Source organism: Bathymodiolus platifrons methanotrophic gill symbiont, assembly GCF_002189065.1.
In the GTDB taxonomy this organism is placed as follows: domain Bacteria; phylum Pseudomonadota; class Gammaproteobacteria; order Methylococcales; family Methylomonadaceae; genus Methyloprofundus.
In genome coordinates this window covers 32,100-57,158 of record NZ_BDMN01000026.1, presented here as the reverse complement: position 1 = coordinate 57,158, position 25,059 = coordinate 32,100, and the positions used below count along the sequence as shown (strand labels likewise).

The window sequence follows — 25,059 nt, the reverse complement described above, 5'->3', positions numbered from 1 at the left end:
AGTGTTATTCCTCATGGGTTTTATGACCTCAAACGAAACACAGGATATATCACGCTTGGAACGAGTCATGATACCAGTGAATTTGCCTGTGATAGCTTATTTCAATGGTGGGTAAACGAGGGTATTATTCATTATCCTAAAGCAAAATCATTGTTGATCCTTTGCGATGGTGGAGGGAGTAACAGCTCACGGCACTACATTTTTAAAGAAGATTTACAAAAGACTGCGAATGCACTTGGATTGGAAATTAGGATTGCCCACTATCCTCCTTATACCTCCAAGTATAATCCCATTGAACATCGTTTTTTTCCTCATGTGACTCGTGCTTGTGAAGGTGTTGTATTTGACTCGGTTGAAACAGTTAAAACATTGATTTCTAGAACATCAACGTCAAAAGGACTAACAACAATTGTTCACATACTCGACAAAATATACGAGACAGGACGAAAATATGCCGCTGACTTCAAAGAAATAATGCCGATTGTATTTGATACACATTTACCAAAATGGAATTACCGTGCAATTCCTCAAGAATAATTAATATCGGGAAGTTGTTTCGTGCTTATTCCTAAGTCCGTTTTAGGTTTTGTGATTTTTTTATAATCTTCAAATGAAAGAATAACCACAGCATTATTTCCATGTTTTGTAACAAACTGGGGTTCACTTGACATAGCATTTTCAACCAATTGGCTAAATTTGCTTTTTGCATCTTGAAGTTGCCATGTATTATTTTTCATTGCGTCTAACTCCTTATCATAAAAACTAGTCAGACTAGACTTTATATTCATTTTTAATATTTGTCAATTCCTTGTGGTGCATAGCTCCTTCTTCAGCTGACGTAAAAAGGGGCGCATTTTTTACCCTAGCAACCTAAACCACCTAAATATCTTTCATAGCTTGGTGTGACACTTTAAAAAATTAGTCTGCCAACCCAGTCTCGCGCATGCAAATAATCTTTATACAATACTGCTTCTGGGCTACCTTCTTCCGGGCTCCAGTCATATTTCCAATGCACTACCGGAGGCATAGACATTAAAATAGATTCGGTACGTCCGCCCGATTGCAAACCAAACAAGGTCCCACGATCATAAACCAGGTTAAATTCCACATAGCGCCCACGACGATATAACTGAAAATCACGTTCACGTTCACCATATTCTGTTGCTTTGCGTTTTTGCACAATGGGTAAATAAGCTTTTAAGTAATGCTCCCCCACACTTTGCATAAAAGCAAAACTTTGCTCAAACCCTGGCTCATTTAAATCATCAAAAAATAACCCACCTACCCCTCGAGTTTCATCCCTGTGCTTGAGATAAAAATATTCATCACACCATTTTTTGTATTGTGCATACACCTCTGCGCCAAAAGGGTCACAAGCTGCTTTAGCCGTTTCATGCCAGCTAATAGCATCTTCTTTAAAGGGGTAAAATGGGGTTAAATCAAAGCCCCCACCAAACCACCAGATAGGCTCTTCACCTTCTTTTTCTGCAATAAAAAAACGTACATTAGCATGTGAAGTAGGTATATAAGGATTATGTGGATGAATGACCAGTGATACTCCCATCGCCTGAAAATCACGACCTTCTAGTTCCGGACGCTTTGCCGTTGCTGAAGGCGGAAGTTTATGGCCAAATACATGAGAAAAATTCACCCCTGCCTGCTCAAAGGTTTTACCGTTTGTTAATACTCGCGAACGGCCACCGCCTCCTTCTGCTCTGTCCCAGGCATCCTCAACAAAGACTGCTCCGCCATCTTCTTTTTGTAGTCCTGCACAAATACTATCTTGCAAGCCTAATAGGAAAGCTTTTACCTGCTCAATTTCATTTTGACTAATGTGTGCCACTATTCATTTTCTCCTTAAAGTTTATTTCTACGTACAAAGTGGCAATTATTAAGTAAAATTAACACTCTGGTTTTATGATAATTAAAATGAATTCACAAAAAGATACTTTATACGCAAGCCCACTAGGGAATGTCGATGGTTTTAAATTCGATAACAGTGTGGTTGATGTTTTCCCTGACATGATACAGCGTTCTGTACCTGGATACAGCGCTATTATTTCAGCTATTGGTTTACTTGCCAGCCGCTTTGCACAGCCGAATAGTCTTTGTTATGACCTAGGTTGCTCATTGGGTGCTGCCACTCTTTCCATGCGTCATAAAATAGCGGCACCAAACTGTAAAATTATAGCTGTGGATAATTCCACTGCCATGCTATCACGCTGCCAGAAAATCATAGATCGAGACACTGCAGCAATTCCCGTTGAGTTAATTTGTAGTGATATTCAAGACATTAATATACAGAATGCATCTGTGGTTGTATTGAATTTTACTCTACAATTTATTCCTTTAGTTGATCGTGATGCCTTTATTAAAAAGATATATGCGGGGCTGCTGCCTGGTGGTTTATTAATTCTCTCTGAAAAGCTTTTGTTTAAAGACACAAGACAACAAGCCTTACAAACAGAAATGCACCATGCCTTTAAAAAAGCCAATGGCTATAGCGATATGGAAGTAAGCCAGAAACGTGCCTCACTGGAAAATGTTTTAATTTCTGAGTCATTCGCTGAACATAAAAACCGCCTTCTGCATTCAGGCTTTGATAGTGCTGAAGTCTGGTTTCAATATTTTAACTTTGCTTCCATGTGTGCTCTGAAATGATTGACTACCAACCGCTTTACGAACTACTAACTGAAAGAGGCGCCGTGCATTGGAGCTCCATTTTAGCAAAACAAATTCAGCAAAAACTAAATCCGCAAGCACATGGTAATTTCACCAAATGGAATGCTGCCGTTGAGCAATTACCAGTACCCATTAACCCGAGTATCCAGCTTAATGATGAGGGGTTTAAAATTGGTCAGACTAAAGAATTATCAGCAGCTGCATGGCAACAACTGGATGCCGGCTTAAAAAACCTGTTCCCCTGGCGTAAAGGACCTTATGATTTATTTGGTTTACATCTGGATACCGAGTGGCGTTCAGACTGGAAATGGGATCGTATTAAAGACCATATCACCTCATTAGATAAGCGCCTAGTTCTAGATGTTGGCTGTGGTAATGGCTATCACTGCTGGCGCATGCTTGGAGCAGGTGCGCAAATGGTCGTTGGAGTTGACCCTGTGCAGTTACATGTATTACAGTTTCAAGCAATACGTCGCTTATATGGTGAAGCTCCGGCGTATGTCCTGCCCTTAACTCTGGAAGAGATACCTGAAAAAACTAAAATTTTTGATACTGTGTTTTCCATGGGAGTACTTTACCACCGCCGCTCGCCCATTGATCATTTAACAGATTTACGCGATTGTTTACGCAGTGGTGGCGAACTGGTTTTAGAAACACTGGTCATCGAAGGTAAGCAAGGCGAAGTTTTAGTACCCGAGGGCCGTTATGCGCGTATGCGTAATGTCTGGTTTTTACCTACTTGCGATACTCTGGTGGGCTGGATGAAACGCTGCGGTTTTAAAAATATACGTGTTGTCGACGTTAATCAAACGAGTATGCAGGAACAACGATCAACCCCGTGGATGACCTTTAACTCGCTAGAAGATTTTTTAGACCCTGACAATCCAGATTTGACCATTGAAGGGCATCCGGCCCCGAGGCGTGCAACTATTATTGCCACGATTGATTAACTTTTCTAGTTCCCCTGTTCCTGCATAGGAAAAAGGAAAAACCACATTTTCTCCGTAGGTCGGGTTTACTCCAAAGGCGGAATCTAGAAGGGCGAACTGAAGTCCTCCCTAACCTGAGAGGCTTGTATACAAAACTTCGTATTTTTTTAGAATTTGCTGATGAAAACTAGTGGGGAGCCTCGCCCAATCACGCGCTTCTACAATGATGGGAATATTACTATCCTTTAACTGCTCGCAGAAGTTCATTACTTGTTCCCAATCTAAGCGTCTAGAATTAGCGCCTCTCATCACCAGGTCCAAGTCACTCGCGTCATGATTAGTCCCATTTATCCGGCTACCGTATGCCCAGACCTCAAGTGGCTCATTAAAATTTCTTTCTATCAGTTCACAAATCCGCTTCTGGTCATTTTCTCTTAAATCAATCATGCTGATTTTGCTTATCAATGGCTATAACCAGCGACTTTGCATCCATAATAAACTGAGGTAACACTTTTAGCGTATCTTCGGCAAAACCTAATCCATAATCATGTGCCGTAGTATTTCTATTGTCACGATAGTTTAGCCACCTTTCCGTTTCTTCCAGGCTAATAATGCTATGCAAGGCTGCCTGACGAAAAATATCTTTAAAGATTAATTTATCAGCAGCTTTATTACTATGGAAGTAGGGTTTCAAGGTTTTTTTAAGTAATTTACCCGATTGCTCAAGAATAATCTCAAATTCCTTGATACAGGCCGAACGATACATTTCATACTCGATACTGTCAGGTTCACTATCTTGTAGAAACGTCAACGCTCTCCCTAAGGCCTGTATGCAACGCTCCAGGAATTGAGTATCAATATCAGTCATAGTTTTCTGGATTGAGAAAAATCTTCACTTCGAATAAAGAAGTCGTGCGATACATTCGCTTCTAAAGCCCCTTTTACTGTGAGCCTGGTTGGCTCACAACCCTAATAAAATCACATAGTATAGTAGTATCAAGAAGTTATTGGCGGGCTAAAGCCACACTCTACTCGAGCACAGAGAAATACTATTTTACATTGCACTCGCGTGACTGATGACTTGAGTCGATGCCAGTTCAAGGCCAAGCTTATAACATTCACTTGCACGCTCCTGATCATCTTCCTCTGCCAGAAAGTTGCCTAAAATACGATAGGCTTCGACAGTCGGCTCGACACCAATGCTTTTAGCTAGATATTTCTTAGCTTTGTCAGCAAACTCACATTTAATGGAGATTTTCCCCAGAACACGCAATAAGATAGGGTCATTACCGTGCTGTAACAACCATTTTTCAGCTATTTCTAACTGTCCACGAAAATCTATAGACTGAACACTGCCAAATAAAACTAGCTGGGTCATATCCCATTTATTATTTAAAGACTTAACCAGGTCTTTTTCAATTTTCGCTCCTGCACCCGCTTCAATCATTGCAGCATAATAAATAGCCGGAACGCCTGGCATGGTTTTAACATGCTCTGGAACACCGTCCCAAAGCTCCTGAATTTCACGAGCATCCGCATGTTCAGCAGTTTCTTTTAACAACACGCTATATGTTTCTACTTCTAATAGCTTGACCTCGGCCTCCATAAAAACTTTATTTTCATGAAAGGCAGGTAACAACGCACGTATCGCTTTCCAGTCACCTAACTGCTGGTAAGTCTGGTGCATCATCTTTAGAACACTGGCATGCGAAGAGTCAATGGAATGTAATTTTGTCAGCGTTTCCAGAGCCTGATCAAATTGTTTTTGCGACAGGTGTAACTCAGCTTGAGTTAAACCTACTGCAACCTCAGAACCTGGCGCATCTTTCGTGGCACGCTGTAGATATTCATCACGCTTTTCCATTGCTCCACGCGAATGCGCTGCTCGTGCAGCCGTCAAGTAGTGTATTAACGGGGCTCCGCTATTAGACGCATGTTTTATTAATGTATTTTCAGCTCTCTCCCAGTTACCTTCAGCCGAATCTACCAATCCTGATATCAATGCATCTTGTGAACGGTTAAATTTAACCGATTTACCACGCATTTTTATTTTTCCCGGCAGACGAATTAGCCAACCCAGGACCCTGAACAAAACATAGAAAATAAAGAAACTGATAATAAGCCCAACAGCAAAAACAATTAGCGATGTTTCCAAAGCCCAATGACCGATACCAATTAAGACATAGCCCGGATCATCATATTGCAGCATCCACTCATGGACAATAAAGGCAAACCCGACTGCGGCAATTAAGGTTCCTAGAAAAAATAGAATATTTTTCATAACTCAACTCTCCTGTTATTGAGTTTTCTGAGTAGTGGGCTGTGTTAAGCTCTCTACTTTAGTCTCAGGTTTTGTTGAGGACTTAATCTCTGCTGCAGGTCGTAGAGCTTTATCCGTTTCCAGTCTTAATTTGGTAATATTTCTTAACATTTTAAGTGACTGACTAATATCCGGAAAATTACTCCGAATCTGTATAAGCTTTAACCTGTCTAATTCACTCATGAAATGCTTATATTCTGCATCTTTCGTAAAATTCTTATTTAACCACTGGACAACATCTTTAATACCAGCCTGATAAAGTGCATCATCATGCTGTACCAGGGCAAGCTTAACAATAACCAGTTTGGTACTTAGCTGCTCATTTATAAATGCTTTCTGTTCCGGGGTAATTATCTCTGTAACCGGGTTATCTAAACGTCTAATAGTAATAATACCTTCAATTTCAATTAAAGCATTATCTAGCGCATCATTTAAATCATCAGCAGTCTGACCTGATGAAGCGTCACGAGCATTTTCTTGATCTTTTCCCTTACCTGAGTAGGGTAAAAAAACGTTTAATTTAATAACATCTTCTTCCAGCATTTCCAAGGTCGAATAAATACCGACAACATCCGCGACTTGTACTTTATTTACTAATGCAATTTCTTTAGTGATTTGCCCCCTGACTTTGAATTCAGCAGTATCACCACTCTCTCGCAAGCGATTATCGGCTGCTTTTAATGCTTCAATAGTAGTCGAGACATCTCCCATTAAGTGCAAACGACGGTTAGCAACACTTAATAGGTATTCTGCATCGGCAACTAACCAGTCACCACGAGTCTTGCCCAACTGTCTTTGAATACGCTGTATAGATTCTTTTAATCGCTCTGCTGTGTTATCTAGGCGCTCATTATGTATATCACTATGCTCATTTAGTTTGTGCTCATAGTTAGTTTCTTTACTATTCACTTCCGCACTTAAATTGGTCAATTGACTCTGAATCGCAACTAACTGTTCCTGATAACCAGAAATTTGTTTGGTTAATTCTTGCATCTGCTGAGTATCTTTACTCAGTTCACCACCTAAATCCTGCTGTTTGTCACGTAACTGTTGTAATAATAGAAAGCCTGCCCCAGCCAAACCTAAAACAACCAATATAATAACCAGCCCAAACCAGGCACCATTTCCAGATTTTTTTTCCGTAGGTACCGATACCGGTGTTGGTGTTGGCGTTACCTCAGCTTGATTTTGTTCTTCTATAATTTCAGCCACATTCTTCCCCATTCAATAATGCGTTTATCATTGCTGCATCGGATGCTTCATCAGCAATAATAATATTCTTAAACCCTATTGTTTTAGCCATTATCTGTACTCGCTGACTAATAACAATTAAAGGTATATTTAACAAGTGCTTGTTAAAGTCTTCTTTAACAAGCACTTTTACCAGATTTTTTAGTGCATCTCCACTATATATAAGGATAGCGCTAAGCGTTTTTTGCAGCAGATAGGCGTCTATGATTTTATTATCGGTTATTGGTAATACCCGCTTATAGACTTCCAAATAATCTACCCTAGCGCCGCGTTCACGTAAGCTATCCGCTAATAATTCACGCCCCCCTTCACCTCGAATTATCAGGCAGGACTGTCCAGACAACACCTGCATTTCCGGCATTGCCAAGATTGCTTCACTATTAAAACCTTGCTCTGGCATTAACACGTGGCTAAGCCCAGAAGCGGATAAAGCATGATAGCTAGCTTTACCTACAGCAATACACGTTAATTTTTGCAAACGATCTATTTTGCCATTAATTAGCTGTAGTGCAAAATTTACTGCATTAACACTGACAAAAATGACCTTTCGATATTGTTCTATATTTTGTATTCGCTGTATATCTTTCGTGGATAACGGCTTAGCCTGAATGTCGATTACTGGAAAACGAATAGCATGCCAGCCTTGCTGCTCAATCAACTTACACAAGTTTTTAGATTGATGATCCGGCCGTGTGACCAATATATTTTTTCCTGTCTGCATCATTTTCCCTGCCAGACGCCCTTAAACTCTAATCATACAATTCTTTTAATACCTCAGCAGCACCACTTGCCAGTAACTCATCAGCCACTGCCCGACCAATTGCTTCAGCATCTGCTATGGGGCCTGTTTTCTCAGCCCGATAAATAACACTACCATCAGGTTTACCTACTAATCCACGCATATATATGTGACCACCCTGCAACTCAGCAAAGCCCGCAATAGGCACTTGACAGCCACCATTCAAACGTTCATTCATAGCACGTTCTGCTCTAATTCTAATGGTACTTTCTTCATCCTGTAAGGGAGCTAGCAACTGGTTCACCTCTAGATCATCCACTCGACACTCAATCCCGACCGTGCCTTGCCCTATCGCTGGTAGGCTTACAGTACTATCCAGTTGCTGAGTAATTCTATTGGCAAAGCCTAAGCGTTTGAGACCTGCACTTGCCAGGATAATCGCATCATAATCACCCGCATCCAGTTTAGCTAAGCGTGTATTGACATTTCCTCTTAAGGATAATATCTTTGCATTCGGCTTGTTCTCAGCAATTTGGCATTGCCGACGTAAACTGGAGGTGCCAATCCTGGCATCAGCAGGTAAATCTTCAATCGATTGATACTTGTTAGATACAAAGGCATCAGTAGGGTCTTCACGCGGCAATACAACTGCCAAATGTAAGCCCTCAGGAAATTCAACAGGAACATCTTTCATGGAATGTACCGCTATATCAGCCGTACCTTCCAGCATCCCTTGCTCTAGCTCTTTAACAAATAAACCTTTGCCACCAATTTTAGCCAAAGGAGCATCTAGGATTTTATCGCCCTTGGTCACCATTTTAACTAATTCGGTTTTTATCCCAGGGTGAGCTTGCTGTAATCTATCCGCTACGTATTCAGCTTGCCATAAAGCTAAAGGGCTCTGTCTTGTTGCAATTTTAATAATTCGTTGAGTCACTAATTGTCCTGATTTCCATTTTCCATAACGCCTAACATTGTACCTTTTTTATGCTGCTTATTAGCATATTTATCTGTGTTTTTCTTGCTCGAGCAGTTAATTCTTAAAAAATGCACGCAAACGTCTCATATCTTCTATAGCTGAAGTTTCCCAATAATTATTTATGGTAAAATTGAAACTATGCTACAACTATATGAAAAAAATAGTCTTTTCATTCGTTTCAAATGCTATTGCCTAAGGGGAATTAAGTAGGGGTTTGCTATAAACATGGCAAAACCACCTAAAATAAACCTCGATACACCAGCATTGTGTATTTCAGCTACTCAATAATTGGGAAACTTCAGTTCTATAGTTATAACAATAATAAAAATAAAAAGTAACTGGCACCTTATTTTCACCTGAAATCAGATAACGATTTTTATGCATATTATTGAAAAAACAGCATTACATTCATTGCATACTGAATTAAAAGCAAAAATCACGCCTTTTGCCGGATATGCAATGCCATTACATTATCCTCCTGGAATTATTAAAGAACACCTACATACCCGCACCAAGGCGGGCCTGTTTGACATTTCTCATATGGGGCAAATTCGTTTAACAGGAGATCAATCTGCTGCTGAACTAGAAAAACTAGTCCCTAGCAATATACAAACTCTACAGCCTGGTCAGCAACGCTACACAGCATTGACCAATAAATCAGGCGGAATTATTGATGACTTGATCATTGCTAACCTTGATAAATATTTGTTACTTATAGTTAATGCATCACGTAAGGACGCCGTTGTACAGCACTTGCAGATTCACTTACCACATCATTGCCAGATAGAATTACTGACAGAGCAGGCTTTATTGGCACTTCAAGGGCCACAAGCCGTTACCGTACTTCAACAGAATGAAAAGCAGCTTAGCAAAATGCCTTATATGAGCATCAGGCAAACAGAAATTAACAATATCCCATGCACTATTAGCCGCAGTGGCTATACAGGCGAAGATGGATTTGAAATTTCCGTTGCTAATATTTTCGCCAACAATCTCGCGCAACGCCTCCTCTCTCATACAGAAGTATTACCTATCGGCCTGGGTGCGCGTGATAGCCTACGTTTAGAAGCTGGGTTTTGTTTATATGGCCATGAGCTTTCAACAGAAATCACTGCAGTAGAAGCAAACTTATCATGGCTAGTTGCAAAAGAGCGAACTGATTATTTAGGCGCAAAAAGAACACTTTATCAATTTCGTGAAGGGGCACAGCACTATCGAGTGGGCATCCAGACCAGCGGAAAAAGCATACTCAGATCAGGAACAGATTTATACGATTCGCAGGGCAATAAAGTCGGAAAAATCAGCAGTGGTAGTTTTGGTGCAAGCCTACAAAAACCGGTTGCCATGGCCTATGTAATTGCAGAAGTTATTGCACCCGGCACCACCTTTTTTTGTCAACAACGCGGGCATGATATCCCTGTCTCACTCACCCCTCTCCCCTTTGTAAAACATCGTTATTACCGCGAAACCAAGAGCTAACCACTACTATCTAGGGTGCTTATTAATGCCGACTAAAAACATACCTTTATCTGAACTAGAAATGCGCGGTAATTTCGTGCAACGTCATATAGGCTCCAATAAACAACAAATTCAAGAAATGTTAGATGAACTGGGACTAGATTCACTCGAAGATATAATTGCTGCCGCTTTTCCTGACAATATCGTCGACCACGAGCCTTTAGAGCTTGTTGATGCCATCAGTGAACGCGCTGCAATCATTTACTTACGTAAGATCCGCGCACGCAACAAAACTTTTACCTCCCTCATCGGCATGGGTTATTACGATACGGTTATGCCTGCAGTCATAAAACGCAATGTCCTGGAAAACCCATCCTGGTATACTGCCTACACCCCCTATCAAGCGGAAGTAAGCCAGGGACAGGGACGACTAGAAGCATTGCTTAATTTTCAGCAAGTCATTATAGATTTAACAGCAATGGATATTGCAAATGCCTCTTTATTAGATGAAGCAACAGCCGCTGCTGAAGCGATGAATATGAGTCAACGCATCAGCAAAAGCAGCTCTAATAATTATTTTGTCGATAAGCTTTGTCACCCACAAACTATTGCCGTATTAGAGACTCATGCAACACCACTAGGTCTGAATATAGTATTAGGAGATCCCTTAAAAGATTTTGCTCAACAGCAATGCTTCGGCGTACTTGTCCAGTACCCAAATACTTTAGGCGAGATTAATGATTTCAGCTTGCTTGCCAGCCTAGCCCAGGAAAAATCAGCATTAATTACCATTGCCACTGACTTGCTCAGCCTGTTATTACTCAAAGCACCCGCTGATTTCGGTGCAGACATAGTCATTGGCAATGCGCAACGCTTTGGTGTGCCAATGGGTTATGCCCCCCCCCACGCGGCCTTTTTTGCCTGCAAGGATAGCTATAAGCGCTCCATGCCAGGCAGATTAATAGGCGTATCCCGGGATATTCATGGCAATACAGCTTATCGCATGAGCTTGCAAACCCGGGAACAACATATCAGACGAGCAAAAGCGACCAGTAATATTTGCACGGCACAAGTGTTATTAGCGGTATTATCCGGGTTTTATGCTGTTTATCATGGCGAATCTGGTCTACGCATGATTGCTCAACGCGTACACCGTTACAGCCAGGTTCTGGCTCAGGGATTAAAGCAATTAGGCTATCAAATCAACACAAGACCCTATTTTGATACCATTATCATCCATACCCCTTACAAAGCCCATCGTATTGCCGCTAGAGCTGAGGAGAGAAAAATCAATCTACGCATTATCGATAAAGATACACTGGGTATTTCAATGGATGAGAGTAGTTCTCGAAGCTTGATTAGACAACTCTGGAAAATCTTTGCATTACCTACGCAGAGTATCCCGGATTTAATAGAAATTGATAAAATATGCCCCACTTGCATTCCTGCCAATTTACTAAGGAAAGATAAAATTTTACAACACCCCGTATTTAACCGATATCACTCAGAAACTGAAATGATGCGTTATATGCGTTTGTTAGCGAGCAAGGACATTGCCTTAGATCGCTCAATGATCCCCCTTGGCTCGTGTACTATGAAGTTAAACTGGGCAACTTCACTGCAAGCCATTTCACAGTACGAATTTAATTGCTTGCACCCTTTTGTGCCAACGCATCAGGCTCAGGGCTACCAGCAATTGATTGAAGAACTGGAAAATATGCTCTGTGATTTAACGGGGTTCTCAGCATTTTCGTTGCAACCGAATGCTGGATCACAAGGCGAATATAGCGGTTTATTAGTTATTCAAAAATATCATCAGGCATGCAACCAGGAATAACGCAATATTTGTTTGATTCCAGAATCAGCCCACGGCACAAATCCAGCTAGTGCAGCTCTGGCAGGCTATACAATTATTGAAGTACCCTGCGACAACCTGGCAATATTAACGTTGAGAAATTAAAAGAAATCGCTTCCCTGCATTCCAGTTTTATCGCTGCATTATGATTACCTACCCATCCACTCACGGTGTATTTGAAGAGTCATTTTGCCAGATATGTCAGATTATCCATGAGCATGGAGGCCAGGTATATTTAGATGGCGCTAATTTCAATGCATTGATTGGTATCAGTCGCCCTGGAAAAATTGGAGCTGATGTCGCCCATCTTAATCTCCATAAAACCTTTAGCATTCCGCATGGCGGAGTTGGACCCATAGGTCGGCGAACACTTGCCAACTCACCCAGTAGTACCAGGAGTCAACCCTGCAGCAAGCAAACATTCAAGCATAGGAACAATTGCAGCAGCCCCTTGGGGTTCAGCAAATACACTTAGTATTCCATGGGCATATATTGCCATGATGGGGGCAGCAGGCCTTAAAAGAAGCACTTTAACTGCCATTCTAAATGCCAACTATATAGCCAGAAATCTAGCCCCCTACTACCCAATCTTATACAAGGGAAAAAATGGCTGGATTGCTCATGAATGCATCCTGGATTGCAGGTCGTTTAAAAAAAGTTGCGGAATAGCAGTAAATGATATCGCAAAACACCTAGTTGATTATGGACACCACGCTCCTACCGTATCTTTTCCAGTACATGAAACATTGATGATAGAACCCACGGAAAGCGAGAACAAACCAGAACTGGATAGATTTTGTGCCGCAATGATCAGCATACGTAAGGAAATAACGGCTATAGAAAACGGAACAGCAGATAGGCAAGACAACTTATTAGTTAATGCCCCACATACTCAGTTAAGCCTGCTAAATGAAAACTGGTCGCACCCTTATAGCAAGCAACAAGCATATTTTCCGGATAAAGCTCAGTATGTCGATAAGTATTGGCCACCTGTTGGCCGTATAGATGAAGCTTATGGCGATCGCCATTTAAAATGCACCTGTGTTTAGTGAGTACTTCAAAACAGGGTAGAAAGCATGAATAAGTAACTCGGCAAAATTGAATTAACTTTTTTTAGAAAATATCCTGGTAATATTAATAGGCACGTAGAACGGATTTTATAGTCCGCCAATATATCAGTTTTCTACATTAGCGGACTAAAGTCCGCTCTACATTGATGCCTTACTTTAGTTAAGTTACTCTGGGGAACTTACAATAGTTAAATTTCTTGATAGCCAAAATCAACCTGATATGCAAAGCCAGTCACTTTCTTCATGACATAAAAAAACCAGCCTAAGCTGGTTTTTTTTTATTAGAAATAAAGAGAAATTAATCTTCTGCTTCTTCTAATTCAGGTCGATCAACTAACTCTACGTATGCCATAGGAGCTTTATCACCAGTGCGGAATCCGCATTTCATAATGCGCAAATAACCACCAGGACGATCCTGGTAACGAGGACCAAGTTCATTAAATAATTTAGTGACTATTTCACGGTCACGTAATTTAGCGAACGCTAAACGACGATTAGCAACTGAATCATTCTTAGATAATGTTAGAAGAGGCTCAGCAATTGAACGCAATTCCTTAGCCTTAGGCAAAGTAGTTCTAATTAATTCTTTATCAAATAAAGAAGTTGCCATATTACTAAACATAGCTTTTCTATGACTACTATTTCTATTTAATTGTCTACCAGACTTACGATGTCTCATACGGTTAAACCTTGTATTGTTATAAAACCGCTTGAGCTTGCTCAAGCAGATTTTCAGGCGGCCAGTTCTCTAGTCGCATTCCTAAAGAAAGTCCTTTTAGTGCTAACACATCTTTAATCTCAGTTAACGACTTTCTACCTAAATTCGGTGTTTTCAATAATTCAAATTCAGTACGCTGAATCAAATCACCGATATAATAAATATTTTCAGCTTTCAGACAATTTGCAGACCTGACAGTTAACTCTAAATCATCAACTGGACGTAGAAGATTAGGGTCTATCTGTTCAACTGGCTCATCGACTTCTTCAGGTATTTGCTCTTTTACTTTCTCAAAGTCAACAAATACTGATAATTGGTCATGTAATATAGTTGCAGCAAGTTTAATTGTCTCCTCAGGATCAATAGTTCCATTGGTATCTAATTCGATAATCAATCTATCCAGATTAGTCCGCTGCTCAACCCTGGTTGTCTCAACAGTATAGGCTACTGTAGAAACAGGGCTATAGGAAGCATCAACTTGCAACGCACCCACCACACCAACACCTAAACCCTCAGTTCTTGTGTTAGAAGGCTCATATCCACGACCACACTGAATGTTGATTTTCATTGATAATTTACCTTCTTCGGTTAAATTAGCAATAACCAGATCAGGGTTAATGATCTCAACATCATGAGTAGTTTGTATATCAGCAGCTGTAACAGGCCCTGAACCGCTTTTACTTAATGTTAATGTTACTTCGTTTGCAGAGTGTAAGATAATAGCCAATTGCTTTAAATTCAACAGCACATCAATAACATCTTCCTGGACGCCATTGATTACTGAATATTCATGCTCGGCATTTTCAATCTCGGCACTAACGACAGCACAACCAGGAATTGAAGAAAGAAGTACTCTTCTTAAAGCATTTCCCAGTGAGTGGCCAAAACCTCTCTCTAAAGGTTCAATAACAATTCTTGAATGATTAGTTGATTTACTTACAACCTCAACAAGTTGAGGTTTTAATAAACCAGTAACAGCACTATGCATTTAAAACCCCAGAATTTATTTAGAATATAGCTCAACTACTAGCTGCTCATTAATATCACTACCTAAATCAGCACGATCAGGTAAAGAATTAAATGAACCAGAAAAATCCTTAGGATTTACTTCAAGCCATGCAGGGAAACCATACTGATCAGCAACTGTTAGTGCATCACCAATACGCACTTGTTTTTTAGATTTTTCTCTAATAGAGACTTTATCGCCAACAGAAACTTGAGCAGAAGGGATATTATTAATATTGTCATTCACCAAAATGGATTTGTGACTAACTAACTGTCTTGCTTCTGCACGAGTTGCAGCAAAGCCCATTCTATAAACTACGTTATCCAGTCTAGACTCTAAAAGGTTTAATAGGTTTAAACCTGTTGCGCCTTTTTGTAAATCTGCTGATTTATAGTAATTTCTAAATTGCTTTTCAAGAACACCATATATACGTCTGATACGCTGCTTAGCTCTTAACTGAGTTGCGTAGTTAGAGTCACGAGCACGCTTAGTACCATGCTGACCAGGACGCTGGTCTAATTTACATTTACCTTCGAGCGACTTACCTCTGCTTTTTAAAAACAGGTCAGTACCTTCGCGACGACTTAATTTACAAGTGGGTCCTACATATCTAGCCATAATAAACTCCTAACTATACCCTACGCTTTTTCGGTGGACGACAACCATTATGAGGAATAGGCGTAACATCAACGATGCTGCCAATTTTAAACCCTAAGTTGTTAAAAGATCTTACTGCAGATTCACGACCTGGGCCTGGGCCTTTGATCATGACATCAAGATTCTTCATGCCGAATTCTTGAGCTACTTTGCCAACGTTTTCTGCTGCAACCTGAGCTGCAAAAGGAGTGCTTTTTCTAGATCCTCTAAAACCAGAACCACCAGAGGTTGCCCATGCTAAGGCATTTCCTTTACGATCAGTAATTGTAACTATTGTGTTATTGAAAGTTGCATGGATATGGGCAATGCCATCAGCAATTTCCTTTTTTATTTTTTTCTTTGTACGATTTGAACTAGCCATATTTATAACTTATCTTATTTTCTAATAGGTTTACGTGGGCCTTTTCTAGTACGAGCATTTGTTCTCGTTCTTTGACCACGCAATGGTAGTCCACGTCTATGACGAATACCACGGTAACAACCAAGATCCATCAAACGCTTAATGTTCATTGACACTTCGCGTCGTAGATCACCCTCAACGACAATTTTTGCGATTACTCCACGAATAGCGTCTAACTGCTCTTCGCTTAGCTCTTTAATTTTAATTGTCCGTTCTATACCAACTTCTTTACAGATATTAATTGCAGTTGGCTTACCAACGCCATAAATAGCAGTCAAACCAATTTCTGCATGTTTATGATCTGGTACATTAATTCCGGCAATTCGTGCCATCTAGATACTCCTAATACGGTACTCTAAAGTCAAGCGCTCAATTATAGCACTTGCACTTTATAAAGCAATAAAAAATTATCCCTGACGTTGTTTATGACGCCCATCTTTACAAATCACCCTAACTACTCCAGCTCTTTTAACAACTTTACAGTTACGGCACATTTTTTTTACAGAAGCTCGTACTTTCACAGCTCACCCCTTAATTAAATTAATTTATCTTTTCTTTAAATTTGCTTTGTTCATCAGTCCATCATACTGCTGTGACATTAGATGAGTTTGCATTTGCGAAACAAAATCCATAACCACGACTACAATAATCAAAAGAGATGTACCACCAAAGTAAAAGGGCACATTCCAATAAACAATTAAAAACTCAGGTAACAAACATACTGCCGTTATGTAAAAGGCACCAATCAACGTTAAACGTGTCATGACCTTATCAATATAAATGGCTGTTTGCTCACCAGGTCTAATTCCAGGTAAAAATGCACCTGATTTTTTTAAATTATCTGCTGTCTCTGTTGAATTAAATACCAACGCAGTATAAAAGAAACAGAAGAATACAATCGCAATTGTATATAGCATTACATATAACGGCTGCCCCGGAGAGATCGATGTGGCAATATCTTGTAACCAACCCATTCCTTCAGCGCTACCAAACCAACCTGCGATTGTAGCAGGAAACAAAATAATACTAGAAGCAAAAATTGGTGGAATAACTCCAGCCATATTTAGCTTAAGTGGCAAAAAACTACTTTGCCCAGCATACATTCTTTTTCCTTGCTGACGCTTAGGATAGTTGATAACAATACGTCTTTGCCCGCGCTCTACAAATACAACTAGAGCAGTGACCGCAATAGCCAATAAAAATAACAAGACAATAAATGCGCCATTAAGCTCACCTGTTCTTGCTAATTCCAAAGTTCCACCAATTGCAGAAGGTAATCCAGAAACGATACCAGCAAAAATAATCAGTGAAATACCATTACCCAGACCACGCTCGGTGATTTGCTCACCCAACCACATAAGAAAAACAGTTCCGGCAACCAGGGTAATAGCAGTAATAACTATAAATTGCATACCTGGATTTATCACTACAGATAAACCACCAGCTGTTTGGTTTTGCAATGCAACCGATACTCCAACAGCCTGGAATGACGCCAATAAAACAGTACCATACCTTGTGTACTGTGAAATTTTACGTCGCCCTGACTCACCTTCTTTCTTTATTTGCTCTAGCTGAGGAATAACAATAGCCATCAACTGCATAATAATAGAGGCAGAAATATACGGCATAATTCCCAGAGCAAAAAGACTTAATCGCTTTAATGCACCACCAGAAAACATGTTGAACATGTCAAAGATAGAGCCTTCTTGCTGCTTGAACATCGCCGCCAAAGCATCAGGATCAATTCCTGGTACCGGAATATGCGCACCAACGCGGTAAACAAAAAAAGCGCCGAGAACGAATAATAGTCTTGAACGCAATTCAGAAGTTTTTTCTAATTGCTCTTTCATTTGTGCGCTTGATCTACTCACTTTTATTCCTCTACTTTTCCACCAGCTGCTTCAACAGATGCCTTAGCACCCGTAGTTGCTTTAATACCCTTTAGGGTAACTGCCGTTGTTATTTCACCAGATTTAATCAGTTTAGCTACTTTAGTAAAAGCAGGAACGATGTTCGCTTTAATTAAATCATCAAGTGTTACCACTTCCTGACCTAGTTTAGCTATTTCGCACAATCTGACTTCAGAAGTAAATTTAGCTTTTCTTGATCTAAAACCTACTTTAGGTAAACGTTTTTGCAGTGGCATTTGACCACCTTCAAAACCTACTTTAGGCATACCACCACTACGTGATTTTTGACCTTTATGCCCACGTCCGCAAGTTTTACCAAGAGTTGATCCGATTCCTCGACCTACTCTTTTGCGATCTTTTTTTGAACCCTCAGCAGGCTTAATTGTATTTAAATACATTAGACTTCCTCTACTGTAACCATATAAGAGACTTTATTAATCATGCCTCTATTTTCAACAGTATCGATTACTTCAACCGTATGATTGATACGTCGTAAACCTAAACCCTGTAAACAGGCTTTATGATTTTTCAGACGGCCAATACTGCTCTTTGTCATTGTAACGCGTAATTTTTTATCAGCCATGTCAATTACCCTGTAATCTCTTCAACTGACAAACCACGCTTAGCAGCGATTTGTTCAGCATTATTCATATGAGCCAGGCCATCTATAGTAGCTCGCACAACATTGATCGGATTATTGGTTCCGATACATTTTGCTAGTACATTGTGTACACCTACCGCCTCAAAAACAGCACGCATAGGTCCACCAGCGATAATACCTGTACCTTCAGTAGCTGGCTGCATAAATACTTTAGCCGCCCCTACTTCTGACATAATTGAATATTGCAATGTATCACCCTTAAGAGCAACTTTATGCATATTTTTTCTTGCTTGCTCTAGTGACTTCTGTATTGCTATGGGTACCTCTTTTGCTTTACTTACCCCATAACCTACATTTCCATCACCATCGCCTACCACTGTAAGCGCAGTAAAACCAAAAACTCTACCGCCTTTAACAACTTTTGCGACTCTACGGACAGAAACTAATTTTTCTTGTAGTCCATCAGAATTCGCTTGTTGAGATGCATTTGCCATTTTTATCCCCTAGAACTTCAAGCCAGCTTCGCGAGCAGCATCAGCTAATGCTTTTACACGACCGTGATATTTAAAACCAGAACGATCAAAAGTTACTTCAGTAATTCCAGCAGCGATTGCTTTATCCGCTACAGCCTTACCTACTAAAACCGCTGATTCAACATTACCAGCACTCTTAACTGCTGACTTAATATCAGCTTGAGTAGTAGAGGCACTAGCTACTGTAACAGTTCCATTCTCAGTAATTATCTGAGCGTATATATGTTTCGATGTTTTATGCACTGATAAACGATTAGCTCCAAGTCTTTTGATACTAGATCTAATCTTTAATGCCCTTTTCATTCGAGATGCTTTTTTATTCATTTCGTTAGCCTATTTTTTCTTAGCGTCTTTTCTAACAATATGCTCATCAGCATACTTAACCCCTTTACCTTTGTAAGGTTCAGGTGGCCTAAACGCTCTAATATCAGCAGATACTGCACCAACAAGTTGCTTATCAATACCTTTAACAACCAATTCAGTCTGGCTTGCCGCTTCAATAACAATCTCTTCTGGCATTCTATATTCAACAGGATGCGAGAAACCAAGGCTTAAATTAAGAACTTTGCCTTTAACCTGCGCTCTGTAACCTACGCCAACCAAGTTAAGTTTCTTTTCAAAGCCGCCAGTAACACCGGTTACCATATTGGCAATATTAGCACGTGCAGTTCCCGCCTGGGCTACCGCTTTTTTATTGTTCTGATCCCACTTCATATTAACTGTTGAATCAGATAGATCAACCTGTACCAGGCTATTCAATCTCATACTTAAAAGACCTTTAGATCCTTTAACAGTAACAGTTGAACCATCAACCTTTACTTCAACACCCGCTGGTAAAGTAATAGGATTTTTTGCTATTCTAGACATAAATTCCCCCTACTATTAACAGACAGTGCATAATACTTCGCCGCCATGACCAATTGCACGTGCTGCGCGATCAGTCATAACACCTTTCGAAGTAGATACAATAGCTACACCCAAACCACCAAGTACTTTTGGTAATTCATCTTTTGATTTATAAACTCGTAAACCAGGACGACTGATACGCTTTACCTTATCAATTACCGGCTTACCATTATAATATTTTAATTCAACTGTTATGGAAGCGTGCGCTCCATTAGTTTCAGTTAAAAAATTGCTGATATACCCTTCATCTTTCAAAACTTTAGCTATTGCAACCTTAAGTTTAGATGATGGCATATTAACGTTCATTTTTCCTGCAGACTGCCCATTTCTGATGCGTGTAAGCATGTCTGCAACTGGATCTGTCATGCTCATATTTTATTCTCCAAATATCTAACTAGTCGATTACCAACTGGCTTTAGTTAAGCCTGGTACATCCCCACGCATAGTCGCTTCTCTAAGCTTATTTCTACTTAAACCAAACTTGCGATAGAAACCATGAGGGCGCCCCGTAATGCTACATCTATTGCGCAATCTTGCCGCACTAGAGTCTCTTGGCAGTTTTTGTAATGCTAGACTAGCTTGATCTTTCTCTTCAAAAGAAGCATTTGGATCTCTAATAATTTCTTTTAAAGAAGCTCTTTTAGCTTCATACTGCTTTACCAGCTTAACTCGTTTATTTTCACGAGCTATCATTGATTTTTTAGCCATAACTTTAGCTCTTAAATGGAAAGTTAAACTGCTTCAATAACGCTAATCCTTCTTCGTTATTACTCGCGCTTGTAGTGATACAAATATCCATACCTCTTAAGGTATCAATCTTGTCATAATCAATCTCAGGAAAGATAATTTGCTCGGTAACACCCATAGAGTAGTTACCACGACCATCAAAACTTTTAGGACTTAAGCCTCTAAAATCGCGAATTCTAGGGATCGCTATACTAATTAAACGATCTAGAAATTCATACATTTTATCTGATCTAAGCGTTACTTTACAACCAATTGCCATATCATCACGTATTTTAAAACCCGCAATGGATTTACGCGACATTGTAACAACGGGTTTTTGACCGCTTATTTTTTCCATATCACTTAGCGCAGCCTGGACAACTTTCTTGTCTGCAACTGCTTCACCCAAACCCATGTTGAGTGTGATTTTAGTTATTTTTGGAGCTTGCATTACTGATGTGTATTTAAACTCTTCCATCAATGCAGGCAGTACTTTCTTTTTATAATCTTCTTGTAATCTAGCCATGATTATACCTACACATCAATAATTTCATTATTAGATTTAAAATAGCGGACTTTCTTGCCATCTTCCAATGCTTTAAAACCTACTTTATCTGCTTTTTTACTTGCAGCATTGTAGAGCGCAACATTTGATTTATGAATGGGCATTTCTTTTTCAATTATCCCACCTTGAACACCAGCATTTGGATTTGGTTTTTGATGCTTTTTAACTCGATTAACACCTTCAACCAATATCTTCTCATCTAAGAATTTACTGATTCGTCCTCGTTTGCCCTTATCTTTACCAATAAGGACGATGACTTCGTCACCTTGTTTAAGTTTTTGCATATTTAAGACCCTTACAATACTTCTGGCGCTAGAGAAACTATTTTCATAAATTTCTCATTTCTCAATTCACGTGTCACTGGACCAAAAATACGTGTGCCTAGCGGTTGAAGTTGAGCGTTTAATATTACTGCAGCATTGCCATCAAATCTTATAGACGAGCCATCAGGTCTACGTACACCTTTTCTTGTACGTACCACTAATGCGTTATAAACTTCGCCTTTTTTCACTCTGCCGCGTGGGATTGCGTCTTTAATACTGACCTTAATAATATCCCCAATCGCAGCGTAGCGTCTATGCGACCCGCCGAGAACTTTGATACACATGACCTTTTTTGCGCCGCTGTTGTCAGCGACATCAAGGTTAGTTTGCATCTGAATCATTATTTATTACCTGTTACTTTAATACTTGTTATTTAAATTAAGTTGCCTAGTAAAGTGAATTACTTTACAACTTCAACTAATTTAAAACTTTTATTTTTTGAATAAGGGCGACACGATGTAATTGTTACAACATCACCTTCATTACAAACATTGTTTTCATCGTGAGCAAACATTTTAGTTGAACGTCTAATGTACTTACCGTACATGCGATGCTTAACTAAGCGCTCAACCAAAACAGTAATGGTTTTATCCATTTTATTACTTACGACACGCCCAGTGATGGTACGTACTTGCTCTGTATTATCACTCATGATGATTGTCTCGCCATTTCATTTACGACTGTTTTAACACGTGCAATATCGCGCCTGACCTTTTTTACCTGGTCAGGCTTGCTTAATTGGCCAGTATTTTTTTGCATACGTAAATTAAACTGTTCACGACCTAATTCAACTAATGCTGTATTAAGCTCTTCTGCACTTTTCTGACGTAATTCACTTACTTTCATTACAGTACCGTCCTAACTATAAACTTAGTTTTTACAGGTAGCTTAGCAGCAGCCAAAGCAAAAGCTTCACGAGCTATTTCTTCTGGCACACCCTGTAATTCATACAGCATAGTACCTGGCTTAATTTGAGCTATCCAATATTCTACACTTCCTTTACCTTTACCCATTCTCACCTCAAGAGGCTTCTTGGTAATAGGCTTGTCAGGAAAGATTCTGATCCACAGTTTACCGTCACGCTTACAATGACGAGTGATAGTTCTACGAGCCGCTTCAATCTGACGTGCAGTAATTCTGCCACGAGCAACTGATTTAAGCCCATATTCACCAAAGCTAACTGATGAACCACGAACAGCAATACCAGTGTTTCTTAATTTATGCTGTTTACGAAATTTTGTTCTTTTAGGTTGAAGCATGTTATTTTCCCTTCACCTATTTTTTAGATTTAGTTTTTTCTGAATTTGCTAAAGCAGGGTCTATGTTGAAAACCTCTCCTTTAAAAATCCAGACTTTAATACCAATAATACCGTAAGTAGTATTGGCTTCAGCGACACCGTAATCAATATCAGCTCTTAATGTATGAAGAGGAACACGTCCTTCTCTATACCACTCGCTACGAGCGATTTCAGCACCGTTTAAACGACCACCAAGATTGATTTTGATACCTTCAGCACCTAAACGCATTGAATTGGTAACCGCACGCTTCATAGCACGACGATACATAATTCTTTTTTCTAATTGCTGCGCAATACTCTCAGCAACTAATTTTGCATCTAATTCAGGCTTTCTAATCTCTTCAACATTAATTTGCACAGGAATGCCCATCATTTTGGAGACTTCCTTACGTAGCAAATCAATATCTTCGCCTTTTTTACCAATCACAATACCTGGACGCGCTGTGTGAACAGTTATGTGTGCATTGTTAGCAGGACGGTTTATTTGAATACGACTTACAGATGCACGTGCCAATTTCTTAGCAATATAATCACGCACTGTTAAATCCTGATTCAAAAAAACAGGAAAATCTTTGCTATTTGCATACCATCTAGATGTGAAATCTTTGACTATTCCAAGTCTAATTCCGGTTGGATGTACCTTTTGACCCATTTTTATGCCCCTACTCGAACTCTGCGACTTTAACTGTAATATGACAGGTACGCTTCAAAATATGATTTGCACGACCTTTAGCTCTAGCTCTAAATCTCTTTAGTGTAGGAGCTTCATCTACAAATACAGTTGAAACTTTTAACTCGTCAATATCTGCACTTTCGTTATGCTCTGCATTAGCAATAGCTGACTCAAGTACTTTCTTCATAATCGCAGCTGCTTTTTTAGTACTGAATTTCAATACATTTAAAGCTTCTTCGACCTCTAGTCCTCTGATTTGATCCGCAACCAATCTTGCTTTTTGAGCTGATAGTGGCGCATTACTTAATTTAGCTGAAATTTCCATTACCCACCCTTACCTTGACTTTTTATCAGCCAAATGGCCTTTATATGTTCGAGTCGGTGCAAATTCACCTAATTTATGGCCTACCATGTTTTCCGAGACTAGCACGGGAACATGTTGGCGGCCATTATGCACAGCTATGGTTAGACCTAGCATTTCAGGTGTTATCATTGATCGTCTAGACCAAGTCTTAATCGGTTTCCTACTATTGCTACTGACCGCATCATCAACTTTTTTCTGTAAATGATGATCAATAAAAGGACCTTTTTTAATTGAACGTGGCACTTTATTAATTCCTCTCTAACGCTTGTTACGACGCCTAACAATCATTTTGTCAGTACGCTTGTTTTTTCTGGTTTTATACCCTTTGGTAGGCATACCCCAAGGAGAAACAGGATGTCTACCACCCGACGTTCTACCTTCACCACCACCGTGTGGATGATCCACTGGATTCATCACTACACCACGAACAGTTGGACGAACACCGCGCCATCTTGAAGCACCGGCTTTACCCAGTGATCTTAGATTATGCTCTGAGTTCGACACCTCACCGATCACAGCTTTACAATCAGCTAGTACTTTACGCATTTCGCCTGAGCGCAATCTTAACGTAACATGAGTTCCTTCTTTAGCAACTAGTTGCGCTGATATTCCCGCGCTACGTGCCATTTGAGCACCCTTTCCAGGCTTAAGCTCAACACAGTGAATCACTGAACCCAGCGGCATATTACGTAGAGACATGCAATTACCTGGCTTAATAGGCGCATTCTCTGAAGACACTATTTCCTGCCCAGCCTTTACACCTTTCGGTGCAATAATATACTTACGCTCTCCATCTTTATACAAGACAAGAGCAATATTTGCTGTTCTATTAGGATCATATTCTAAGCGCTCAACAACGCCTGGAATATCAAGCTTATTACGTTTGAAATCTATAATTCGGTAGCTTTGCTTATGTCCACCACCGATATGACGAGTTGTAATACGTCCATTATTATTACGCCCACCACTCTTACTTTTTTTGCTTAGTAAAGGACTATAAGGTTTACCTTTATGTAAATCCTCATGCTTCACTCTTACGACAAACCTAGATCCTGGCGATGTCGGTTTTGATTTTACAATAGCCATTTATCTTACC

At 39.9% G+C, this 25,059-nt stretch carries 36 protein-coding genes and 1 pseudogene; 5 read left to right on the top strand and 32 right to left on the bottom strand.

Annotated features, from left to right (window positions below):
- Positions 1 to 537, top strand: a 537-nt coding sequence (locus CDZ78_RS02080) for an ISAzo13 family transposase (RefSeq protein WP_140413842.1), incomplete at its 5' end; no start/stop codon positions are given.
- Here the strand turns inward: CDZ78_RS02080 and CDZ78_RS02075 are convergent.
- Positions 528 to 737 (bottom strand): type II toxin-antitoxin system Phd/YefM family antitoxin, encoded by a 210-nt coding sequence (locus CDZ78_RS02075; RefSeq protein WP_087868475.1) that lies wholly within the window; start codon positions 735 to 737, stop codon positions 528 to 530. The genes CDZ78_RS02080 and CDZ78_RS02075 overlap by 10 nt on opposite strands.
- Positions 738 to 910: 173 nt before the next feature.
- Positions 911 to 1,834 carry an oxygen-dependent coproporphyrinogen oxidase gene (gene hemF, locus CDZ78_RS02070; protein ID WP_087868474.1) on the bottom strand — a complete coding sequence of 308 codons (924 nt, stop codon included), beginning with the start codon at positions 1,832 to 1,834 and terminating at the stop codon, positions 911 to 913.
- A gap of 95 nt (positions 1,835 to 1,929) precedes the next feature.
- Between hemF and cmoA the strand changes: the two genes are divergently transcribed.
- Together cmoA and cmoB are read left to right on the top strand one after the other, a co-directional pair.
- Positions 1,930 to 2,661, top strand: a complete 732-nt coding sequence (cmoA, locus tag CDZ78_RS02065; protein ID WP_087868473.1) for a carboxy-S-adenosyl-L-methionine synthase CmoA — start codon at positions 1,930 to 1,932, stop codon at positions 2,659 to 2,661.
- On the top strand, positions 2,658 to 3,632 hold the full coding sequence (gene cmoB, locus CDZ78_RS02060; protein ID WP_087868469.1) for a tRNA 5-methoxyuridine(34)/uridine 5-oxyacetic acid(34) synthase CmoB: 975 nt from the start codon (positions 2,658 to 2,660) through the stop codon (positions 3,630 to 3,632). The genes cmoA and cmoB overlap by 4 nt, the downstream gene beginning before the upstream one ends.
- A gap of 108 nt (positions 3,633 to 3,740) precedes the next feature.
- On the opposite strand, the gene CDZ78_RS02055 is transcribed toward cmoB, so the two are convergent.
- From CDZ78_RS02055 to hemC, 6 genes are all read right to left on the bottom strand, one after another.
- Entirely contained in the window at positions 3,741 to 4,058 is a 318-nt protein-coding gene (locus tag CDZ78_RS02055) for a nucleotidyltransferase domain-containing protein (protein ID WP_230991151.1), read from the bottom strand.
- Positions 4,051 to 4,479 (bottom strand): nucleotidyltransferase substrate binding protein, encoded by a 429-nt coding sequence (locus tag CDZ78_RS02050; protein ID WP_087868468.1) that lies wholly within the window; start codon positions 4,477 to 4,479, stop codon positions 4,051 to 4,053. Before CDZ78_RS02050 ends, CDZ78_RS02055 begins: the two co-directional genes overlap by 8 nt.
- 186 nt (positions 4,480 to 4,665) lie before the next feature.
- Positions 4,666 to 5,892, bottom strand: a complete 1,227-nt coding sequence (locus CDZ78_RS02045; RefSeq protein ID WP_087868467.1) for a heme biosynthesis HemY N-terminal domain-containing protein — start codon at positions 5,890 to 5,892, stop codon at positions 4,666 to 4,668.
- Positions 5,893 to 5,907: 15 nt separating this feature from the next.
- A complete protein-coding gene (locus CDZ78_RS02040) occupies positions 5,908 to 7,143 on the bottom strand; it encodes a uroporphyrinogen-III C-methyltransferase (RefSeq protein ID WP_167374140.1) in 1,236 nt (411 codons plus the stop codon).
- Positions 7,136 to 7,906: a uroporphyrinogen-III synthase gene (locus tag CDZ78_RS02035; RefSeq protein WP_087868465.1), complete on the bottom strand. Its 771-nt coding sequence runs from the start codon at positions 7,904 to 7,906 to the stop codon at positions 7,136 to 7,138. The genes CDZ78_RS02040 and CDZ78_RS02035 overlap by 8 nt, the downstream gene beginning before the upstream one ends.
- 25 nt (positions 7,907 to 7,931) lie before the next feature.
- Complete coding sequence (gene hemC, locus CDZ78_RS02030) at positions 7,932 to 8,858, bottom strand: hydroxymethylbilane synthase (protein ID WP_087868464.1); 927 nt, start codon at positions 8,856 to 8,858, stop codon at positions 7,932 to 7,934.
- 420 nt (positions 8,859 to 9,278) lie between these two features.
- On the opposite strand from hemC, the gene gcvT reads away from it, so the two are divergent.
- Together gcvT and gcvP are read left to right on the top strand one after the other, a co-directional pair.
- A complete protein-coding gene (gcvT, locus tag CDZ78_RS02025; RefSeq protein ID WP_087868463.1) occupies positions 9,279 to 10,379 on the top strand; it encodes a glycine cleavage system aminomethyltransferase GcvT in 1,101 nt (366 codons plus the stop codon).
- Between the two features lie 25 nt (positions 10,380 to 10,404).
- A pseudogene (gene gcvP, locus CDZ78_RS02020) lies at positions 10,405 to 13,262 on the top strand (aminomethyl-transferring glycine dehydrogenase).
- Positions 13,263 to 13,581: 319 nt separating this feature from the next.
- On the opposite strand, the gene rplQ reads toward gcvP, so the two are convergent.
- The 24 genes from rplQ to rplB all read right to left on the bottom strand — a co-directional run bounded on the left by rplQ (position 13,582) and on the right by rplB (position 25,049).
- Positions 13,582 to 13,962, bottom strand: a complete 381-nt coding sequence (gene rplQ / locus CDZ78_RS02015) for a 50S ribosomal protein L17 (protein WP_087868462.1) — start codon at positions 13,960 to 13,962, stop codon at positions 13,582 to 13,584.
- 19 nt (positions 13,963 to 13,981) lie between these two features.
- Positions 13,982 to 14,989 carry a DNA-directed RNA polymerase subunit alpha gene (locus tag CDZ78_RS02010; protein WP_087868461.1) on the bottom strand — a complete coding sequence of 336 codons (1,008 nt, stop codon included), beginning with the start codon at positions 14,987 to 14,989 and terminating at the stop codon, positions 13,982 to 13,984.
- Positions 14,990 to 15,004: 15 nt separating this feature from the next.
- A complete protein-coding gene (gene rpsD, locus CDZ78_RS02005; protein ID WP_087868460.1) occupies positions 15,005 to 15,625 on the bottom strand; it encodes a 30S ribosomal protein S4 in 621 nt (206 codons plus the stop codon).
- 13 nt (positions 15,626 to 15,638) lie between these two features.
- Positions 15,639 to 16,025: a 30S ribosomal protein S11 gene (rpsK, locus tag CDZ78_RS02000; protein WP_087868459.1), complete on the bottom strand. Its 387-nt coding sequence runs from the start codon at positions 16,023 to 16,025 to the stop codon at positions 15,639 to 15,641.
- Between the two features lie 14 nt (positions 16,026 to 16,039).
- Positions 16,040 to 16,396, bottom strand: a complete 357-nt coding sequence (gene rpsM / locus CDZ78_RS01995) for a 30S ribosomal protein S13 (RefSeq protein WP_087868458.1) — start codon at positions 16,394 to 16,396, stop codon at positions 16,040 to 16,042.
- A 75-nt stretch (positions 16,397 to 16,471) separates the two neighbouring features.
- Positions 16,472 to 16,585, bottom strand: coding sequence for a 50S ribosomal protein L36 (gene rpmJ / locus CDZ78_RS01990; protein ID WP_087868457.1), 114 nt, complete (start codon positions 16,583 to 16,585; stop codon positions 16,472 to 16,474).
- A 24-nt stretch (positions 16,586 to 16,609) separates the two neighbouring features.
- Positions 16,610 to 17,914 (bottom strand): preprotein translocase subunit SecY, encoded by a 1,305-nt coding sequence (gene secY, locus CDZ78_RS01985; protein WP_087868471.1) that lies wholly within the window; start codon positions 17,912 to 17,914, stop codon positions 16,610 to 16,612.
- A 23-nt stretch (positions 17,915 to 17,937) separates the two neighbouring features.
- Positions 17,938 to 18,372, bottom strand: a complete 435-nt coding sequence (gene rplO / locus CDZ78_RS01980) for a 50S ribosomal protein L15 (RefSeq protein ID WP_087868456.1) — start codon at positions 18,370 to 18,372, stop codon at positions 17,938 to 17,940.
- On the bottom strand, positions 18,372 to 18,557 hold the full coding sequence (gene rpmD / locus CDZ78_RS01975) for a 50S ribosomal protein L30 (protein WP_087868455.1): 186 nt from the start codon (positions 18,555 to 18,557) through the stop codon (positions 18,372 to 18,374). Before rpmD ends, rplO begins: the two co-directional genes overlap by 1 nt.
- Before the next feature lie 5 nt (positions 18,558 to 18,562).
- Positions 18,563 to 19,069, bottom strand: a complete 507-nt coding sequence (gene rpsE / locus CDZ78_RS01970) for a 30S ribosomal protein S5 (RefSeq protein WP_087868454.1) — start codon at positions 19,067 to 19,069, stop codon at positions 18,563 to 18,565.
- A gap of 9 nt (positions 19,070 to 19,078) precedes the next feature.
- Complete coding sequence (gene rplR / locus CDZ78_RS01965; protein ID WP_087868453.1) at positions 19,079 to 19,432, bottom strand: 50S ribosomal protein L18; 354 nt, start codon at positions 19,430 to 19,432, stop codon at positions 19,079 to 19,081.
- Positions 19,433 to 19,441: 9 nt separating this feature from the next.
- Positions 19,442 to 19,975, bottom strand: a complete 534-nt coding sequence (rplF, locus tag CDZ78_RS01960; RefSeq protein WP_087868452.1) for a 50S ribosomal protein L6 — start codon at positions 19,973 to 19,975, stop codon at positions 19,442 to 19,444.
- 15 nt (positions 19,976 to 19,990) lie between these two features.
- Positions 19,991 to 20,386 carry a 30S ribosomal protein S8 gene (rpsH, locus tag CDZ78_RS01955; protein ID WP_087868451.1) on the bottom strand — a complete coding sequence of 132 codons (396 nt, stop codon included), beginning with the start codon at positions 20,384 to 20,386 and terminating at the stop codon, positions 19,991 to 19,993.
- Between the two features lie 30 nt (positions 20,387 to 20,416).
- On the bottom strand, positions 20,417 to 20,722 hold the full coding sequence (gene rpsN, locus CDZ78_RS01950; protein ID WP_087868450.1) for a 30S ribosomal protein S14: 306 nt from the start codon (positions 20,720 to 20,722) through the stop codon (positions 20,417 to 20,419).
- 4 nt (positions 20,723 to 20,726) lie between these two features.
- Entirely contained in the window at positions 20,727 to 21,266 is a 540-nt protein-coding gene (rplE, locus tag CDZ78_RS01945) for a 50S ribosomal protein L5 (protein WP_087868449.1), read from the bottom strand.
- 8 nt (positions 21,267 to 21,274) lie between these two features.
- On the bottom strand, positions 21,275 to 21,589 hold the full coding sequence (gene rplX, locus CDZ78_RS01940) for a 50S ribosomal protein L24 (RefSeq protein WP_087868448.1): 315 nt from the start codon (positions 21,587 to 21,589) through the stop codon (positions 21,275 to 21,277).
- 11 nt (positions 21,590 to 21,600) lie between these two features.
- The gene (gene rplN / locus CDZ78_RS01935) at positions 21,601 to 21,969 is read right to left on the bottom strand and encodes a 50S ribosomal protein L14 (protein WP_087868447.1); all 369 of its coding nucleotides are present in this window, start codon (positions 21,967 to 21,969) and stop codon (positions 21,601 to 21,603) included.
- Between the two features lie 59 nt (positions 21,970 to 22,028).
- On the bottom strand, positions 22,029 to 22,280 hold the full coding sequence (gene rpsQ, locus CDZ78_RS01930) for a 30S ribosomal protein S17 (protein WP_087868446.1): 252 nt from the start codon (positions 22,278 to 22,280) through the stop codon (positions 22,029 to 22,031).
- Positions 22,277 to 22,474: a 50S ribosomal protein L29 gene (gene rpmC / locus CDZ78_RS01925; RefSeq protein WP_087868445.1), complete on the bottom strand. Its 198-nt coding sequence runs from the start codon at positions 22,472 to 22,474 to the stop codon at positions 22,277 to 22,279. The genes rpsQ and rpmC overlap by 4 nt, the downstream gene beginning before the upstream one ends.
- Positions 22,474 to 22,887 (bottom strand): 50S ribosomal protein L16, encoded by a 414-nt coding sequence (rplP, locus tag CDZ78_RS01920; protein WP_087868444.1) that lies wholly within the window; start codon positions 22,885 to 22,887, stop codon positions 22,474 to 22,476. The genes rpmC and rplP overlap by 1 nt, the downstream gene beginning before the upstream one ends.
- 16 nt (positions 22,888 to 22,903) lie before the next feature.
- The gene (gene rpsC, locus CDZ78_RS01915; RefSeq protein WP_087868443.1) at positions 22,904 to 23,578 is read right to left on the bottom strand and encodes a 30S ribosomal protein S3; all 675 of its coding nucleotides are present in this window, start codon (positions 23,576 to 23,578) and stop codon (positions 22,904 to 22,906) included.
- Positions 23,579 to 23,588: 10 nt separating this feature from the next.
- Positions 23,589 to 23,924, bottom strand: coding sequence for a 50S ribosomal protein L22 (rplV, locus tag CDZ78_RS01910; protein ID WP_087868442.1), 336 nt, complete (start codon positions 23,922 to 23,924; stop codon positions 23,589 to 23,591).
- Between the two features lie 9 nt (positions 23,925 to 23,933).
- A complete protein-coding gene (gene rpsS / locus CDZ78_RS01905; protein ID WP_087868441.1) occupies positions 23,934 to 24,206 on the bottom strand; it encodes a 30S ribosomal protein S19 in 273 nt (90 codons plus the stop codon).
- Positions 24,207 to 24,221: 15 nt separating this feature from the next.
- Entirely contained in the window at positions 24,222 to 25,049 is an 828-nt protein-coding gene (rplB, locus tag CDZ78_RS01900; RefSeq protein WP_087868440.1) for a 50S ribosomal protein L2, read from the bottom strand.
- Between the last annotated feature and the right edge of the window lie 10 nt (positions 25,050 to 25,059).

Excerpts from the sequence above, each read along its gene's own strand:
- CDZ78_RS02010 (WP_087868461.1), bottom strand. The coding sequence starts at position 14,989 with ATGCATAGTGCTGTTACTGGTTTATTAAAACCTCAACTTGTTGAGGTT.
- rplP (WP_087868444.1), bottom strand. The coding sequence starts at position 22,887 with ATGCTTCAACCTAAAAGAACAAAATTTCGTAAACAGCATAAATTAAGA.
- CDZ78_RS02035 (WP_087868465.1), bottom strand. The coding sequence starts at position 7,906 with ATGATGCAGACAGGAAAAAATATATTGGTCACACGGCCGGATCATCAA.
- rplR (WP_087868453.1), bottom strand. The coding sequence starts at position 19,432 with ATGAATAAAAAAGCATCTCGAATGAAAAGGGCATTAAAGATTAGATCT.
- CDZ78_RS02050 (WP_087868468.1), bottom strand. The coding sequence starts at position 4,479 with ATGACTGATATTGATACTCAATTCCTGGAGCGTTGCATACAGGCCTTA.
- rpsM (WP_087868458.1), bottom strand. The coding sequence starts at position 16,396 with ATGGCACGAATTGCCGGAATTAATGTACCAGATCATAAACATGCAGAA.
- rpsH (WP_087868451.1), bottom strand. The coding sequence starts at position 20,386 with ATGAGCATGACAGATCCAGTTGCAGACATGCTTACACGCATCAGAAAT.
- rpsE (WP_087868454.1), bottom strand. The coding sequence starts at position 19,069 with ATGGCAAATGCATCTCAACAAGCGAATTCTGATGGACTACAAGAAAAA.
- rpmC (WP_087868445.1), bottom strand. The coding sequence starts at position 22,474 with ATGAAAGTAAGTGAATTACGTCAGAAAAGTGCAGAAGAGCTTAATACA.
- gcvT (WP_087868463.1), top strand. The coding sequence starts at position 9,279 with ATGCATATTATTGAAAAAACAGCATTACATTCATTGCATACTGAATTA.
- rplE (WP_087868449.1), bottom strand. The coding sequence starts at position 21,266 with ATGGCTAGATTACAAGAAGATTATAAAAAGAAAGTACTGCCTGCATTG.
- rplB (WP_087868440.1), bottom strand. The coding sequence starts at position 25,049 with ATGGCTATTGTAAAATCAAAACCGACATCGCCAGGATCTAGGTTTGTC.
- cmoA (WP_087868473.1), top strand. The coding sequence starts at position 1,930 with ATGAATTCACAAAAAGATACTTTATACGCAAGCCCACTAGGGAATGTC.
- secY (WP_087868471.1), bottom strand. The coding sequence starts at position 17,914 with ATGAAAGAGCAATTAGAAAAAACTTCTGAATTGCGTTCAAGACTATTA.
- rplQ (WP_087868462.1), bottom strand. The coding sequence starts at position 13,962 with ATGAGACATCGTAAGTCTGGTAGACAATTAAATAGAAATAGTAGTCAT.
- rpsK (WP_087868459.1), bottom strand. The coding sequence starts at position 16,025 with ATGGCTAGTTCAAATCGTACAAAGAAAAAAATAAAAAAGGAAATTGCT.
- rplX (WP_087868448.1), bottom strand. The coding sequence starts at position 21,589 with ATGCAAAAACTTAAACAAGGTGACGAAGTCATCGTCCTTATTGGTAAA.
- rplO (WP_087868456.1), bottom strand. The coding sequence starts at position 18,372 with ATGTATTTAAATACAATTAAGCCTGCTGAGGGTTCAAAAAAAGATCGC.
- rpsQ (WP_087868446.1), bottom strand. The coding sequence starts at position 22,280 with ATGAGTGATAATACAGAGCAAGTACGTACCATCACTGGGCGTGTCGTA.
- rpsC (WP_087868443.1), bottom strand. The coding sequence starts at position 23,578 with ATGGGTCAAAAGGTACATCCAACCGGAATTAGACTTGGAATAGTCAAA.
- rpsN (WP_087868450.1), bottom strand. The coding sequence starts at position 20,722 with ATGGCTAAAAAATCAATGATAGCTCGTGAAAATAAACGAGTTAAGCTG.
- rplV (WP_087868442.1), bottom strand. The coding sequence starts at position 23,924 with ATGGAAATTTCAGCTAAATTAAGTAATGCGCCACTATCAGCTCAAAAA.
- rplN (WP_087868447.1), bottom strand. The coding sequence starts at position 21,969 with ATGATTCAGATGCAAACTAACCTTGATGTCGCTGACAACAGCGGCGCA.
- rpmD (WP_087868455.1), bottom strand. The coding sequence starts at position 18,557 with ATGGCTGATAAAAAATTACGCGTTACAATGACAAAGAGCAGTATTGGC.
- rpsD (WP_087868460.1), bottom strand. The coding sequence starts at position 15,625 with ATGGCTAGATATGTAGGACCCACTTGTAAATTAAGTCGTCGCGAAGGT.
- CDZ78_RS02075 (WP_087868475.1), bottom strand. The coding sequence starts at position 737 with ATGAAAAATAATACATGGCAACTTCAAGATGCAAAAAGCAAATTTAGC.
- CDZ78_RS02055 (WP_230991151.1), bottom strand. The coding sequence starts at position 4,058 with ATGATTGATTTAAGAGAAAATGACCAGAAGCGGATTTGTGAACTGATA.
- rplF (WP_087868452.1), bottom strand. The coding sequence starts at position 19,975 with ATGTCTAGAATAGCAAAAAATCCTATTACTTTACCAGCGGGTGTTGAA.
- CDZ78_RS02045 (WP_087868467.1), bottom strand. The coding sequence starts at position 5,892 with ATGAAAAATATTCTATTTTTTCTAGGAACCTTAATTGCCGCAGTCGGG.
- cmoB (WP_087868469.1), top strand. The coding sequence starts at position 2,658 with ATGATTGACTACCAACCGCTTTACGAACTACTAACTGAAAGAGGCGCC.